This window comes from Pseudarthrobacter sp. L1SW (genome assembly GCF_020809045.1).
In the GTDB taxonomy this organism is placed as follows: Bacteria; Actinomycetota; Actinomycetes; order Actinomycetales; family Micrococcaceae; genus Arthrobacter.
The window spans coordinates 2,440,437-2,453,494 of the sequence record NZ_CP078079.1 but is presented as its reverse complement, the minus strand read 5'-3'; the positions used below and the strand labels follow the sequence as shown (position 1 = coordinate 2,453,494).

General features: G+C 64.6%; 12 protein-coding genes and 2 tRNA genes. 12 read left to right on the top strand and 2 right to left on the bottom strand.

Going from position 1 to position 13,058, the window contains the following annotated elements; translation table 11 throughout:
- Nucleotides 1-3: 3 nt before the first annotated feature.
- The 5 genes from metG to KTR40_RS11305 all read left to right on the top strand — a co-directional run bounded on the left by metG (nt 4) and on the right by KTR40_RS11305 (nt 5,868).
- Nucleotides 4-1,566 carry a methionine--tRNA ligase gene (gene metG, locus KTR40_RS11325; protein WP_228403785.1) on the top strand — a complete coding sequence of 521 codons (1,563 nt, stop codon included), beginning with the start codon at nt 4-6 and terminating at the stop codon, nt 1,564-1,566.
- Between the two features lie 222 nt (nt 1,567-1,788).
- A complete protein-coding gene (locus tag KTR40_RS11320) occupies nt 1,789-2,637 on the top strand; it encodes a hypothetical protein (protein WP_228403783.1) in 849 nt (282 codons plus the stop codon).
- 128 nt (nt 2,638-2,765) lie between these two features.
- The gene (locus KTR40_RS11315) at nt 2,766-3,503 is read left to right on the top strand and encodes a class F sortase (protein ID WP_228403781.1); all 738 of its coding nucleotides are present in this window, start codon (nt 2,766-2,768) and stop codon (nt 3,501-3,503) included.
- Between the two features lie 94 nt (nt 3,504-3,597).
- The gene (locus KTR40_RS11310; protein WP_228403780.1) at nt 3,598-4,650 is read left to right on the top strand and encodes a 3-isopropylmalate dehydrogenase; all 1,053 of its coding nucleotides are present in this window, start codon (nt 3,598-3,600) and stop codon (nt 4,648-4,650) included.
- Nucleotides 4,651-4,755: 105 nt separating this feature from the next.
- Entirely contained in the window at nt 4,756-5,868 is a 1,113-nt protein-coding gene (locus tag KTR40_RS11305; RefSeq protein ID WP_228403778.1) for a branched-chain amino acid aminotransferase, read from the top strand.
- A 121-nt stretch (nt 5,869-5,989) separates the two neighbouring features.
- Here the strand turns inward: KTR40_RS11305 and KTR40_RS11300 are convergent, their stop codons facing one another.
- Complete coding sequence (locus tag KTR40_RS11300) at nt 5,990-6,586, bottom strand: hypothetical protein (protein ID WP_228403777.1); 597 nt, start codon at nt 6,584-6,586, stop codon at nt 5,990-5,992.
- A gap of 122 nt (nt 6,587-6,708) precedes the next feature.
- Between KTR40_RS11300 and KTR40_RS11295 the strand changes: the two genes are divergently transcribed.
- From KTR40_RS11295 to KTR40_RS11280, 4 genes are read left to right on the top strand one after another with little or no spacing between them, the layout of a single operon-like run.
- The gene (locus KTR40_RS11295; RefSeq protein WP_370633125.1) at nt 6,709-7,515 is read left to right on the top strand and encodes an MBL fold metallo-hydrolase; all 807 of its coding nucleotides are present in this window, start codon (nt 6,709-6,711) and stop codon (nt 7,513-7,515) included.
- 42 nt (nt 7,516-7,557) lie between these two features.
- Complete coding sequence (locus tag KTR40_RS11290; protein ID WP_139029565.1) at nt 7,558-8,334, top strand: fumarylacetoacetate hydrolase family protein; 777 nt, start codon at nt 7,558-7,560, stop codon at nt 8,332-8,334.
- A gap of 50 nt (nt 8,335-8,384) precedes the next feature.
- The gene (gene gltX, locus KTR40_RS11285) at nt 8,385-9,899 is read left to right on the top strand and encodes a glutamate--tRNA ligase (protein ID WP_139029564.1); all 1,515 of its coding nucleotides are present in this window, start codon (nt 8,385-8,387) and stop codon (nt 9,897-9,899) included.
- The gene (locus tag KTR40_RS11280; RefSeq protein ID WP_139029563.1) at nt 9,899-10,636 is read left to right on the top strand and encodes an HAD family hydrolase; all 738 of its coding nucleotides are present in this window, start codon (nt 9,899-9,901) and stop codon (nt 10,634-10,636) included. Before gltX ends, KTR40_RS11280 begins: the two co-directional genes overlap by 1 nt.
- Here KTR40_RS11280 and KTR40_RS11275 read toward each other — a convergent pair.
- On the bottom strand, nt 10,633-11,175 hold the full coding sequence (locus tag KTR40_RS11275) for a hypothetical protein (protein WP_228403775.1): 543 nt from the start codon (nt 11,173-11,175) through the stop codon (nt 10,633-10,635). The genes KTR40_RS11280 and KTR40_RS11275 overlap by 4 nt on opposite strands.
- Nucleotides 11,176-11,566: 391 nt before the next feature.
- Between KTR40_RS11275 and KTR40_RS11270 the strand changes: the two genes are divergently transcribed.
- From KTR40_RS11270 to KTR40_RS11260, 3 genes are all read left to right on the top strand, one after another.
- Nucleotides 11,567-11,638: transfer RNA gene (locus KTR40_RS11270), tRNA-Gln, on the top strand.
- Between the two features lie 138 nt (nt 11,639-11,776).
- A tRNA-Glu gene (locus tag KTR40_RS11265) sits at nt 11,777-11,852 on the top strand.
- A gap of 119 nt (nt 11,853-11,971) precedes the next feature.
- Entirely contained in the window at nt 11,972-13,027 is a 1,056-nt protein-coding gene (locus KTR40_RS11260) for an acyltransferase (RefSeq protein ID WP_228403774.1), read from the top strand.
- Nucleotides 13,028-13,058: the final 31 nt, after the last annotated feature.

Here is a 13,058-nt window from a genome sequence, read left to right as displayed (position 1 = left end):
CACGTGACTGCTTCAGAGAAAACGCCGTTCTACATCACCACGGCCATCACCTACCCCAACGGCGTGCCGCACATCGGCCACGCCTACGAGTACATCGCCACCGATGCAATGGCACGCTTCAAGCGGCTGGATGGCTATGACGTGATGTTCCTGACCGGCACGGACGAGCACGGGATGAAGATCGCCCAGACCGCTGAGAAGGAAGGCCTGACTCCCAAGGAGCTGGTGGACCGGAACGTCGAGGCCTTCAAGGCGGCGCATTCCGCACTGGGGATTTCCTACGACCGTTTCATCCGGACGACGGACGAGGACCACTACGCTGCCTCGCAGGCCATCTGGAAGAAGATGGAAGCCAACGGGGACATCTACCTGTCCAAGTACGAGGGCTGGTACTCCGTCCGGGACGAGGCGTTCTATGTCGAGGACGACACTGTGGTCAAGGACGACGGCGTGCGCTACTCCAAGGAGACGGACACCGAGGTGACCTGGACGGCGGAGGAGAGCTACTTCTTCCGGCTGTCCGCCTACCAGGACAAGCTCCTTGCGCTTTACGATGCGCACCCTGAGTTCGGCGCCCCGCAGTACCGCTTCAACGAAGTCATCAGCTTCGTGAAGCGCGGCCTGGAGGACCTGTCCATCAGCCGCACGACGTTCGACTGGGGCGTCCCGGTTCCGGGCAACGACAAGCACGTCATGTACGTCTGGGTGGATGCCCTGACCAACTACCTCACGGGTGTGGGCTACCCCGACGTCGATTCGGAGAAGTTCCGGAAGTACTGGCCCGCCGATGTGCACATCATCGGCAAGGACATCTCCCGCTTCCACGCCATCTACTGGCCGGCCTTCCTGATGAGCGCGGGCCTGGAGTTGCCCAAGCGCGTCATGATCCACGGCTTCCTGCACAATAACGGCGTGAAAATGTCCAAGTCCCTGGGCAACGTGGTGGCCCCGTCCGATTTCGTGGAGCAGTACGGCGTGGACCAGGTGCGGTTCTTCTTCCTCCGCGAGGTGCCGTTCGGCGCGGACGGCAGCTACAACCACGATGCCATCGTGGGCCGGATGAACGCGGACCTGGCCAACAACTTCGGCAACCTGGCCCAGCGTTCGCTGTCCATGGTCGCCAAGAACTGCGAGGGAAAGGTCCCCGTTCCGGGTGCGTTCACGGCTGGGGACAACGCCATCCTGGAGCAGGCCGGCGCCCTCCTTGAGGCGGCCCGGGCAGCCTTTGACAAGCAGGAATTCAGCCGCGCCCTTGAAACGATCTGGGGAGTCCTCGGCGACACCAACGCCTACTTCGCGGAGCAGGCACCCTGGGTGCTGCGGAAGACCGACGTCGGACGCATGAACACGGTGCTGTACGTGACGCTGGAGGTGCTGCGGATCGTGGCCATCCTGGCGCAGCCGGTCATGCCCAAGGCAACGGCGGCGCTGCTGCAGACGCTCGGCCAGCCGGAAGGGGAGGCCCGGCAGTTCGCCGCCATTGGCACCCCCATCGTGGCAGGGACGCCACTGCCGGCTCCGTCCCCGGTGTTCCCGAAGTACGAAGAGCCGGCAGAGGCCAAGTAGTTCCGCATTCCGAAAATAAGTACGTCCTACTGGGGATTCCCGGCAGGAAAATCCATAGCCTGAACGTGTTAGCAAACTGACAGTTCGCATCTGGGAGAACCGTCGCCCCGATGCTGTCTGTTTGCCTTTCGACCCGTTACGCCGGGTTGAACCGTCAGGTTGGGGCGGTGTGTTCTCTCTCGCGTCTGGACAGTCTGAAGCAGACTATGGACGGAGACGGAAATGAAACGGATCCTTGCCACCCTGGGGGTCACAAGCCTCGCACTCATGGGTGCAACAGCCTCGGCATTCGCCACAGGTGAATCGGGAGGCGGTGAGAAGATCACCATCTGCCACGCCACGGGGTCTGAAACCCACCCCTACCAGGCAATCACCATTGACCTCAATGCGTTGAACGGCCACGCGGGTGCCCACCACCAGCACGAAGAGGACATCATCCCGGCCAACAACGGGAAGGTCCTGCCGCGCGGCCAGAACCTGGACAAGGTGGATGTGTGGAACGCGGGTTGCGCCATGCCGGGCGGAAATCCCGCTGAACCGCCGAAGGACAACGACAAGAAGATCACCATCTGCCATGCCACGGGATCGGAAAAGAACCCCTACCAGGTCATTACCATCGCGCTGCAGGGGCTGAACGGCCACGGTGGCGCCCACCACCAGCATGAAGAGGACATCATCCCGCCGAACAGCGGAAAGGTGATTCCTGCCGGCCAGAACTGGACCGCGGCAGGCCAGGCAATCTTCGAGAACGACTGCAAGCCCGTGAAGGTCACCACCACGCCGCCGACCACCACGCCGCCGACAACTCCGCCCACCGTTCCCGGTACCGTAGTTCCGCCTGCGGGTGCCGTGCCGGGGACGAATCCGCGCGGAGCTGTTGCCGGAGGCGGAGCGGGTGCAGTGGCCGAGCCAAACGAGGGCTTCAACGTGCAGACCGCTGTGTCGGCTTCGTCCGGTGTGGGCACAGCTCCCTGGCTTGGCGGCCTGGCTGCTGTGCTGGCTGCCGGCGTTGCCCTTGCTGTCCGGAAGGCCATGGCCAGGGTTGTGGTCCGCGGCCAGCACCACGGATAGCGTCCGGTGACCGCCGCCCCGGCGGCATCCAGGTAAAGGAACGCAAAGCGCCGTGCAGCTGTTGCACGGCGCTTTGCGTCTCCACCCGGCCGTTTTCCCCAAGCTAAGCCGAAGCATGAGGACGATCCATGGCAGGACATCACCCGGAGGAAGTACCCGGAGCGGAAGCAAAATCCAGTACAACAGGCCACCATCGCCGGCGTGCCATTTTCAAAACGACTCTCCTGCTGGCCGTGGCAGGCATCGTGGGCTTCGTTGCCGTAGCCCTTCTCCCTGTCCTGGTTGACGCCGGGGGCAGGACACCGCACGGCGGCGCACCAGCGGTGGCATCGCAACTTCCAACGCACGCGGCGACCGGCACCGCCCCGGTTACCCCTGGTCCGGATATCCCCTCGGAAGTGCCTTCGGAAATGGCCGGGCCACCGGTTGCTCCTCCGCAGCGGCTGATCTATCCCGCTGCGGATATCGACGTTCCTGTGTATCCGCTCGATCCGAGCAGTTCGGACGTTGCCTCACAGACGATCATCCCGCCGCCCACCATGGACGGATACTGGCTGACCCCGTACGGAATGCCGGGCTCGGGCTCCACCAACACAACGTACGTCGTGGGCCACAGCTGGCAGGATCTTGAGGCGCCCTTCAACCGGCTCAGTTCCAAGGCGGCAGCGGGGGACAGCCTCACGGTTGTTACGTCCGCGGGTGAGCTGGAATACCGGGTGGACTCGGTCACCACGTACGTAAAATCGGGACTCAAGGACAGTCCTATCTGGGAGGTTGCACCCAACAGGCTGGTGCTCATTTCGTGCTACACCGACGACCTCTGGGGAACCAACGTGGTAGTAACCGCTACCCCTGTCGCTGGCTGACCGGCAGCAGCCGGCTCCGGCGGCGGGCACGCCCTCCTTCTCGAATATTGAGACGGCTTGACCAGCATATGGATGTCTTGGCTAACCTGAATCCATGAGCGCATCCTCCATTGATCTTGCAGTAATTCCCGGCGACGGCATTGGCCCCGAGGTGATTGCCGAGGCCCTTAAGGTCCTCGAGAAGGCCGTGGCAGCGGAGGGCGTTGAGCTCAAGCAGACCCACTACCAGCTTGGTGCCGAGCACTGGCTGGCCACCGGGGAGACCCTGCCGGACGAGGTCCTGGCGGACCTCCGGACCAGGGACGCCATCCTCTTCGGCGCGGTAGGCGCCGCCCCGGGCGATACCCGCATCCCCTCCGGCATCATTGAACGCGAGCTGCTGCTCAAGCTCCGCTTCAGCCTGGACCACTACGTCAACCTTCGGCCTTCCCGGCTCTACGGAACCGTGGGAAGCCCGCTGGCCAACCCCGGCACCATCGACTTCATCGTGGTCCGCGAGGGCACCGAAGGACCCTATGTGGGCAACGGCGGCACCCTGCGCGCCGGCACTCCACACGAGGTTGCCACCGAAGTTTCCCTGAACACGGCCCACGGCGTGGAGCGGGTTGTCCGGGATGCCTTCCGCCGCGCCAGCGCGAGGGAGCGCAAGCATGTAACCCTGGTCCACAAGCACAACGTCCTGGTCTTCGCCGGGCACCTGTGGAAGCGCACGGTCGAGGCCGTCGCCCAGGAGTTCCCGGAAGTCACCCACGACTACCTGCACGTGGACGCCGCCACCATCTTCATGGTCACCGACCCCTCCCGCTTTGACGTGATCGTCACGGACAACCTGTTCGGGGACATCATCACCGACCTCGCGGCGGCCGTCACCGGCGGCATCGGCCTCGCAGCCTCGGGCAACATCAACATGGACCGCACCGCTCCGTCCATGTTCGAGCCGGTGCACGGCTCCGCCCCGGACATTGCCGGCCAGGGCAGGGCCGACCCCACGGCTGCCATCCTGTCGGCTGCCCTCCTGCTGGACCACTTGGGCTACGGCGCAGCGGCCAGCAGGATCGAAGCGGCAGTGGTTGCCGACGTCGAAAAGCGCGACGGCGGTGCACGCACCACCAGTGCCATCGGCGACGCCATCGCTGCCGGTCTCTGACCCCGCGCCAGGGCCTCCGGCTTCGGGCGTAAGCTTGTCTCGAATCACCAAATGCCGCCCTTGCTGTTCAGCGCTGAACCGGGGGCGGCCGATCGTGGAGGAACCATGACTCAGACCGCCTCTGGCGTCGAATTCAGCCAGCAGCTCTCGGCCAACCCGAAGTCTGCTGAAGAGCGTGCAGCCATCCTGGCCAACCCGGGATTCGGCAAGCACTTCACCGACCACACGGCAGTTGTCGACTACAGCGTGGACGAGCACGGCAACGGCGGCTGGCACAATGCCCGGGTTGAAGCGTACGGCCCGATCGTCCTGGACCCGTCCGCCGCGGTGCTGCACTACGGGCAGGAGATTTTCGAGGGTCTCAAAGCGTACCGCCATGCCGACGGTTCCATCTGGTCCTTCCGCCCGGAAGCAAACGCGGCGCGGCTGAACAAGTCCGCCCGCAGGCTCGCCCTTCCCGAACTCCCGGCCGAGTATTTCCTCGGCGCCATCCGTGAGCTGGTGGCTGCGGACAAGGAATGGGTGCCCAGCGGTGACGGCGAAGCGCTTTACCTTCGGCCGTTCATGATCGCCACCGAGGCCTTCCTTGGTGTCCGGGCTGCGCGCGAGGTTTCCTTCCGGGTCATCGCCTCGCCTGTTGGCAACTACTTCGGCGGCGAGCTGAAGCCTGTCTCCATCTGGATCTCGCGTGAGTACGCCCGCGCCGGCCGTGGCGGGACCGGCGACGCCAAGTGCGGCGGCAACTACGCCGCTTCGCTGATCGCCCAGCAGGAAGCCGAAGCCCACGGCTGCAAGCAGGTGCTCTTCCTTGACCACTTCAACGACAATGCGGTCGAGGAACTGGGCGGCATGAACGTCTTCTTCGTGATGAAGGACGGCTCGCTGGTCACTCCCGCGCTGACCGGCACCATCCTGGAAGGCATCACCAGGATGTCCGTCATCCAGGTGGCCAAGGACATGGGCCGCCAGGTTACCGAGCGCAAGATCACCCTTGATGAGTGGCGCGACGGCGTTGCTTCCGGCGAGATTGCCGAGGTCTTCGCGTGCGGTACAGCCGCCGTCATCACCCCCATCGGAGTCCTCAAGGACGCCACCGAGTTCATTGGCTCCGAGGACGCCAAGGCGGGGGAGACCACCATGGCAATCCGCGAGCAACTGCTCGGCATCCAGACCGGAACCGTCCCGGACACCCACGGCTGGCTGACCCGCCTGGCCTAACCGGTTTCAGCGCGGCAGGCATCCTAGGCGTGTTCGCGAAACCCCACCGTGAAGGTTCGGTTTCGCGAACACGCTTGGGACCGCTGGGGCGCAGTGCTCCTGAAACGCCCGACGGCGGCACTCAGCGCCGGGCGGCCTTCCGGGCGGCGTTCTTGAGGGCCTTGCGGGACACCGGCTTCAGCGCCTTGCGCGCAGCCTCTTCGGCGATGGCCTGGTTGCGGCGGGCATCGATCATGTCGTTCCACAGCGCCGTCGCAAAGGCGCCGCCGTCCTGGGCGTAGACGTCGTACGGGTAGTCGGCAAATATGGACGGCACAGTGCTGCCGGTGGGCAGCGCCTTCCCGGTTACCTCGGCGACGGCGTCGGCGAGGGCCCAGGTCCGGGTCAGGTGCCGGGTCAGGTTTTTCTCGACGAAGATACCCGCATCACCCGCGGCTGCCGCGCGTTTCAGGAGGGACTCCAACTCGGCGGCGACGGAACTTGCCGCGACTTCTTCCACCAGCTGTGAACCAGACGTGAGATCCTCCGCGAAAGCATCCACTTCCTCGCGCCAGTCCGTGGTCTCACGGAATTTCTTCCAGGTGGGAAACCAGACGATGCCACCCGTCGCGTGGTTGTGGATGTGCTGGAGCCCGCTGTTCTTCTCCGTCAGGGCATGGTCGTGGCCGGCGGCGTCAGCCTCGGCGAGCAGATCGGCAAGCGTTGTTGTGGTGCTCATGGTGTCTGGTTCCGGCTTCCTGGGTGATGGGGTGGTCTTCACTGGTGCTCAACCCGGCGCCGTGGCTGTTCTATTCCTCTGCCGGGAAACACCAGTGCACCACGGGTGGATGCAAAGATGGGATGGTGACTCCAGCCCCCGCCCCCGGCCGCCTGCAGCGCAGCTCCGCCCTGACCGGGTTTATCCTCGCGCCCAATCCAGGGCCCATGAGCCTGGAAGGGACCAACTCCTACGTCCTGCGTGCCCCCGGAAACCCCGGTGCCGTTGTGGTTGATCCCGGCCCCCTGGACGAGCCGCACCTCCAGGCACTCGCCGCTGCCGGCCCCGTGGAGCTCATCCTCATCACCCACCGCCACGCGGACCATACAGCCGGTTCCGCCCGCCTCCACGCGCTGACCGGCGCCCCGGTGCGCGCGGCCGGGGCCGTCCACTGCCACGGCGGCGGCACTCCCCTCGAGGACGGCGAAGTACTTTCCGCCGCCGGCGTGGAAATCCGGGTGCTGGCCACGCCCGGCCATACGTCCGATTCCCTGTGCTTCCACCTCCCTGGCGACGGTTTCCTCGGCGCAGTCCTGACCGGGGACACCATCCTGGGCCGCGGCACCACCATGCTCGACTATCCTGACGGAACCCTGGGAAGTTACCTTGCCTCGCTGGACCGGCTTGAAGCGCTGGGGCCTGCCACTGTCCTGCCGGCCCACGGTCCGGTGCTGCCGTCGCTGGAGGAAATTGCGCGCGCCTACCGCAGCCACCGCCTCGAGCGGCTGGAACAGATCCGCGCTGCTGTGGACAGGCTGGGCCGGGACGCGTCCGCAGGTGACGTTGCCGCCGTCGTCTATTCCGACGTCGGGCCCTCCGTGCGGCGGGCCGCTGAAACGTCCGTCGCAGCGCAGCTCCACTACCTGCGCGGCGTGCCGCCGCAGCAGTAGGCGCTGGCAGCCGCAGCCTGTCGGGACGGTAGGGTAGGAGCCATGCGTATTGCCAGGTTTGTCGTTGATTCTGATCCCCTCTACGGCGTCGTCGAAGGTGACACGGGCAGTGAGGAAATCACTGTCATCCACGGAGACCCCTTCTTCAACGGGGTGGAGCGCACATCCGTCCGCCACAAGCTGGAGGACGTCCGGCTGCTGGCCCCCATCATTCCACGCAGCAAGGTGATCGGGGTGGGACGAAACTTCGTGGAGCACGCGCATGAACTCGGCAACGAAGTGCCCGCCCAGCCCCTCCTGTTCCTGAAGCCCAATACCGCCGTTGTGGGCCCCAACGATCCTGTGGTGCTGCCGGAATTCTCCGAGGAAGTCTCCTTCGAGGCGGAACTGTGCGTGGTGATCGGCAGGATCTGCAAGGACGTCCCCGAGGACCGCGTGGATGACGTCATCTTCGGCTACACGTGCGGCAATGACCTCACGGCCCGCGACGTCCAGAAGACCGACCTGCAGTGGACCCGGGCCAAGGGCTTTGACACCTCGGCGCCGCTGGGCCCGTGGATCGAGACCGAACTCGACACCGAGGACCTGCAGATCCAGGGCCGGCTGAACGGGGAACTGCGGCAGGACGGCAGCACCAGCCAAATGATCAGGGGAGTCCGCGAACTGGTGTCCATTGTGTCCCAGGCATTCACCCTCCTTCCGGGCGACGTGATCATGACCGGGACTCCGGCCGGCGTGGGACTCGTCACCGCGGGGGACCGCTTCGAGGTGGAGATCGAGGGCATCGGACGCCTGTCCAACCCCATCGTTCGGCGCTGACCCCAACGCCGCCTTCACCCCTGGCGGCAGACGGTAAAGTTGAAGCCACTATGACTACTGCTTCTGCGTCGACTGCTGCCTCCCTGCCCTCCGTTTCTGCCGACACTCCCGTGCGCGTCCGGTTCTGCCCTTCGCCCACCGGCACACCGCACGTGGGCCTGATCCGCACGGCATTGTTCAACTGGGCCCATGCCAAGCACACCAAGGGCACCTTTGTGTTCCGCATCGAGGACACGGACGCTGCACGCGACTCGGAGGAGAGCTACCAGCAGCTGCTGGAGGCGTTGAAGTGGCTCGGCATCACGTGGGAAGAGGGCGTGGAGGTGGGCGGGCCCCACGAGCCGTACCGGCAGTCGCAGCGGCTGGACCTCTACAAGGATGTGGTGGCGAAGCTGATCGAAGCGGGCTACGCCTACGAGTGCTACTCGTCCCCCGAGGAAGTCGAGGCGCGCCACCGCGCCGCTGGCCGCGACCCGAAGCTTGGCTACGACAACTTCGACCGCGAGCTGACCGAAGAACAGGTGGCCGCCTTCAAGTCCGAAGGCCGCAAGCCGGTGCTCCGGGTTCGGATGCCCGATGAGGACGTCACCTTCACCGACCTGGTCCGCGGCGAGATCACCTTCAAGGCCGGCAGCATCCCGGACTACGTCATCGTGCGCGCGGACGGTTCACCGCTGTACACCCTGGTGAACCCCGTCGACGACGCCCTCATGGGCATTACCCACGTGCTGCGCGGCGAGGACCTGCTCTCCTCCACGCCCCGCCAGGTTGTCCTCATCCGCGCACTGATGGAACTCGGCGTAGCCAGCTACATGCCCGAGTTCGGCCACCTGCCGTACGTGATGGGCGAAGGCAACAAGAAGCTGTCCAAGCGCGATCCGCAGTCCAACCTGTTCCTGCTCCGCGACCGCGGCTTCATTCCCGAGGGCCTCCTGAACTACCTGTCCCTGCTGGGCTGGAGCCTGTCCGCCGACGAGGACATTTTTACGGTGGACCAGCTGATCGAAAACTTCGACGTCCACGACGTCTTGGCCAACCCTGCACGCTTTGACATCAAGAAGGCCGAGGCCATCAACGGCACCCACATCCGGATGCTTGCCCCGGAGGACTTCCGGGAGCGGCTGGTCCCGTACCTGCGCACCGCAGGCTACGTCGGCGAGCAACTCACGGCGCGGCAGGAAGAAATCCTGGCTGAAGCCGCACCCCTGATCCAGGAGCGCATCACGCTCCTGGGCGAGGCCCCGGACATGCTCGGATTCCTGTTCAAGGACGACGCCGCGATCGATGTGGCGGACGACGCCCGGAAGGGACTTCCCGAGAACCTCGGGGAGGTCCTCGATGCGGCAATTGCCGCCCTGGACGGCGTGCACGAGTGGACGGCCGAAGAAATCCAGGCTGCCCTCAAGCAGGCCCTCGTTGAAGAGCTTGGCCTCAAACCACGCCTCGCATTCGGACCGGTGCGCACGGCTGTTTCCGGACGCCGGATCTCGCCGCCCCTGTTCGAGTCCATGGTGATCCTGGGCCGTGAATCCTCGCTCCGCAGGCTCCGGGCCTTCCGCGGCTGATGACAGCTCCCAGCACGGCCCCTGCCGGTTTCCTGGACACGCCCTTCGGGGCTGTGCGGGGCATCCTGTTCGACATCGACGACACCCTGGTGGACCTTGAGTTCTCGATGACAACCGCCCTGCGGGAAGTCAGTGAACACCTCCTGCCCGGGCTGGACCAGGCGGGGTGGGAGAGGTTCGGCCGCATCTTCACGCACGAAACCACGCATTACTACGACCGTTACCTTGCCGGTGAGCTCACCTTCAACGAACAGCGCCTGCTGCGGGGCCGTGCCGCGCTGGGGCACTTCGGCGTCGAGCTGGGCGACGGCGAGCAGTCCCACCAGTGGCTGTCGGCCTACATTGAAAAACAGCCCGCCTACGTGAAGCCCTTCCCGGATGTCCTGCCGCTGCTGGATCTCCTGGACCGGGCAGGAATCCCTTACGGGGCGGTCAGCAACAACGTGCATGACTACCAGCGCGCCAAGCTGGACGGGGCCGGACTGGAACGCGTCCGGCGGCTGGTGGGAACGGACACGCTGGGCGTGGCGAAGCCGAATCCCGCCATCTACCTTGAAGGGGTGCGGCTCCTGGACACGGCGCCGGCCGACACGCTGTATGTGGGCGACAACCGGCTCCTGGACGCAGAGGGCTCGACGGCGGCCGGGCTGATTGGCGTCTGGCTCAACAGGGTGGGGGAGCCCGTGGCGGAGTTTGAAGGCAACTCCGTGTCCTCGCTGGCAGAGCTGCTCACCTAGGAAGAGGCGTTGGCAGGTTGCCATGTATCCTGCCACTCCCCGGACGTCACGTTCTGCTCTGCCCGCTCACGCAGACCGGCCAGCATTTTACGGATCATCCAGAAGTCGGCCACCTCCAGCAGCGCCGAGAACGCAATGGACGTCGGCGACCACCGGATCCGGGCCCGGATCCGGGTGAGGAGCCTGGTGGTTCCGTCCGGTTGGGGGTCCAGCTGCCAAACCCATGTGGTGTCACCGGGTGTGCCCCAGACCATGGAGCGCGGGTAGTCCAGTGAATAGACGTTGATTCCGTGTTTGCCGTCCGGGCTCATCGCCAGGACGTCGCCCGGTTCCAGGTCCTGCCATTCGGGGCGGATCCGCCGGGCGCTGGGATGCCCCAGGTTGTCCAGCAGGTCATAGCTGTACCAGCCGGCCCGTCGTACTCCCACCTGGACGAGCCAGGGCCAGATCCGTTCGGGCGGCGCCCCGACGGTGATGGCACGGGTGGCGTTGAACGTCGGAGCACGCACCAGGTCATCACCCGGCAATGCCCGCGCCACCTCATCAGGGCTGGCGCCCCATGTCAGTTGCCAGGGACGCCACACCCTAAAGCAGGCAACCCCGGCCGCCCCGAACAAGCCGGTTAAAGTCCAGGCTCTCCAAGCCACCACGCCGTCCTCCTGTCAATCGATTCACCATCCAGGCCGACCTGGCCAGCATCGCCCGCGCCGGCACCAGCCGGCCAGAGTCCGAAGACCTTCGGCGCACCGGGGCTTTGGACCCTGCCGCCGGTGACGCCCAGAGGACGAAGGCCGGGCTGGTGCCGGGGCGCGGCACCAGGGGACCGGCCGGGCCGATTTGTGCGAGCCGAAAGTCTCAGGTAAAGTAATTTCTCGTGCTGAGGCGCACGGAGCAGGGTAAAACCCCTGAAAACCGGCCCGAAAGTATCATTGGGATATGGTGTAATTGGCAACACTACGGTTTCTGGTACCGTCATTCTAGGTTCGAGTCCTGGTATCCCAGCTCTGGTTTGAGCAGTAATTTCAAGCTCAAGGCAGGCGGTTTCAGCCGGTTCGCCGATTTGAAACAGAAGCGAAGTGTGTGAAACAATCACTGAGCTTGATTAGCGGAAATGCTGATCACCAGTACGGAAATGTACACGGCCCCATCGTATAGCGGCCTAGTACGCCGCCCTCTCACGGCGGTAACGCGGGTTCGAATCCCGCTGGGGTCACCACCGAAATGGTCCCGGGCAAACGCCCGGGACCATTTCTTTCGTTAAAACTTCGCTGATTCCGTTCGAACGCTGCGGAACCGTCCATACCCTGAACCCAGTCGCCAAGATGGGGGAGATCTGTGCTGGGAACTCAGTTTGCCGAGCGTAAAAATTCACTGAATGCTATCCGGCTACTACTGGCCGCAACTGTCATCCTCTCGCATACCTGGTGGTTGGGTGGTTACGGGCCTGAACCCGATCCCGGTGATGTGAAGCTTGGCAGTTGGGCGGTCCTGGGCTTCTTCGGAATCTCGGGTTTTCTGATAACCCGCAGCAGAGCAAAGGCCAGTTCAGTAGGCAGGTACTTCCGTGCCAGGTTTCTCCGGATCTTTCCCGGACTTGCCGTTTGTGCGGCTGCTGTAGCCTTTCTGATCGCCCCAGTGACCGCTCTATTGACCGGTAGGCACTATTCGCTTTCCGACGCAGCGATCTACTTTGTGACCAACCTCTCTGCTGGTACTCCGAGTATCGCCGTCGGGGGCATTCCGGGGTCACTTGAAGGCCTCCCGGACCCCCGCCTGTGGAACGGTCCGTTGTGGACGCTGTTCTGGGAGATAGTGTGCTACGTCCTTATCGGTCTGGTGTTCTGGCTTTTTCGGACGCACTTCACTCGCCTCGCCATGGCGGCCCTATTCGTTCTCGCGTCGGCGGCGGCAGTGACCGTTGACGCCGGGTGGGTCGCGGCACCCACCCCGTACGACTGGCCGTTAATCCCCGTACTGTCGTTCCTCGCAGGATCGCTGGTCTACCTGTTCCAGGACTCGATTCCGGCAAACCGGACAACGCTTCTCGTCGCAGGCGGACTGGTTATCCTGACAAGCTCGATGGGCTTTGCCTCCTCGCTGGCGCACCTTCCGCTTAGCTTTTTCCTCGTTTCAGTATCGCTGTATCTGCCATTGTCCAGGGTCGGCTCCCGCTTCGACATCTCGTACGGTGTCTATATCTACGGTTGGCCCGCCCAGCAGTTCCTGGCTTCACTTGGCGTTCATGCCATCGCCCCGCCGTTGGTTTTTGCGGGCGCCTCCCTCATGCTGGTTGCTCCCTTGGCATGGCTCTCCTGTCGATACGTGGAGCAGCCTGCCCAGCGCTGGCAGCCTGCGCGGGTCACTCAGCGAAGGGTTGAGGAACTGGCATGATGTTGCTGTGACCTCCCGGAACGAGCAAGAC

Bases quoted from the DNA above. Each gene is read 5' to 3' on its own strand.
- KTR40_RS11290 (WP_139029565.1), top strand. From the start codon at position 7,558: ATGCGTATTGCCAGGTTTGTCGTTGATTCTGATCCCCTCTACGGCGTC.
- KTR40_RS11305 (WP_228403778.1), top strand. From the start codon at position 4,756: ATGACTCAGACCGCCTCTGGCGTCGAATTCAGCCAGCAGCTCTCGGCC.
- KTR40_RS11320 (WP_228403783.1), top strand. From the start codon at position 1,789: ATGAAACGGATCCTTGCCACCCTGGGGGTCACAAGCCTCGCACTCATG.
- KTR40_RS11300 (WP_228403777.1), bottom strand. From the start codon at position 6,586: ATGAGCACCACAACAACGCTTGCCGATCTGCTCGCCGAGGCTGACGCC.
- gltX (WP_139029564.1), top strand. From the start codon at position 8,385: ATGACTACTGCTTCTGCGTCGACTGCTGCCTCCCTGCCCTCCGTTTCT.
- KTR40_RS11310 (WP_228403780.1), top strand. From the start codon at position 3,598: ATGAGCGCATCCTCCATTGATCTTGCAGTAATTCCCGGCGACGGCATT.
- KTR40_RS11295 (WP_370633125.1), top strand. From the start codon at position 6,709: ATGGTGACTCCAGCCCCCGCCCCCGGCCGCCTGCAGCGCAGCTCCGCC.
- KTR40_RS11315 (WP_228403781.1), top strand. From the start codon at position 2,766: ATGGCAGGACATCACCCGGAGGAAGTACCCGGAGCGGAAGCAAAATCC.
- KTR40_RS11280 (WP_139029563.1), top strand. From the start codon at position 9,899: ATGACAGCTCCCAGCACGGCCCCTGCCGGTTTCCTGGACACGCCCTTC.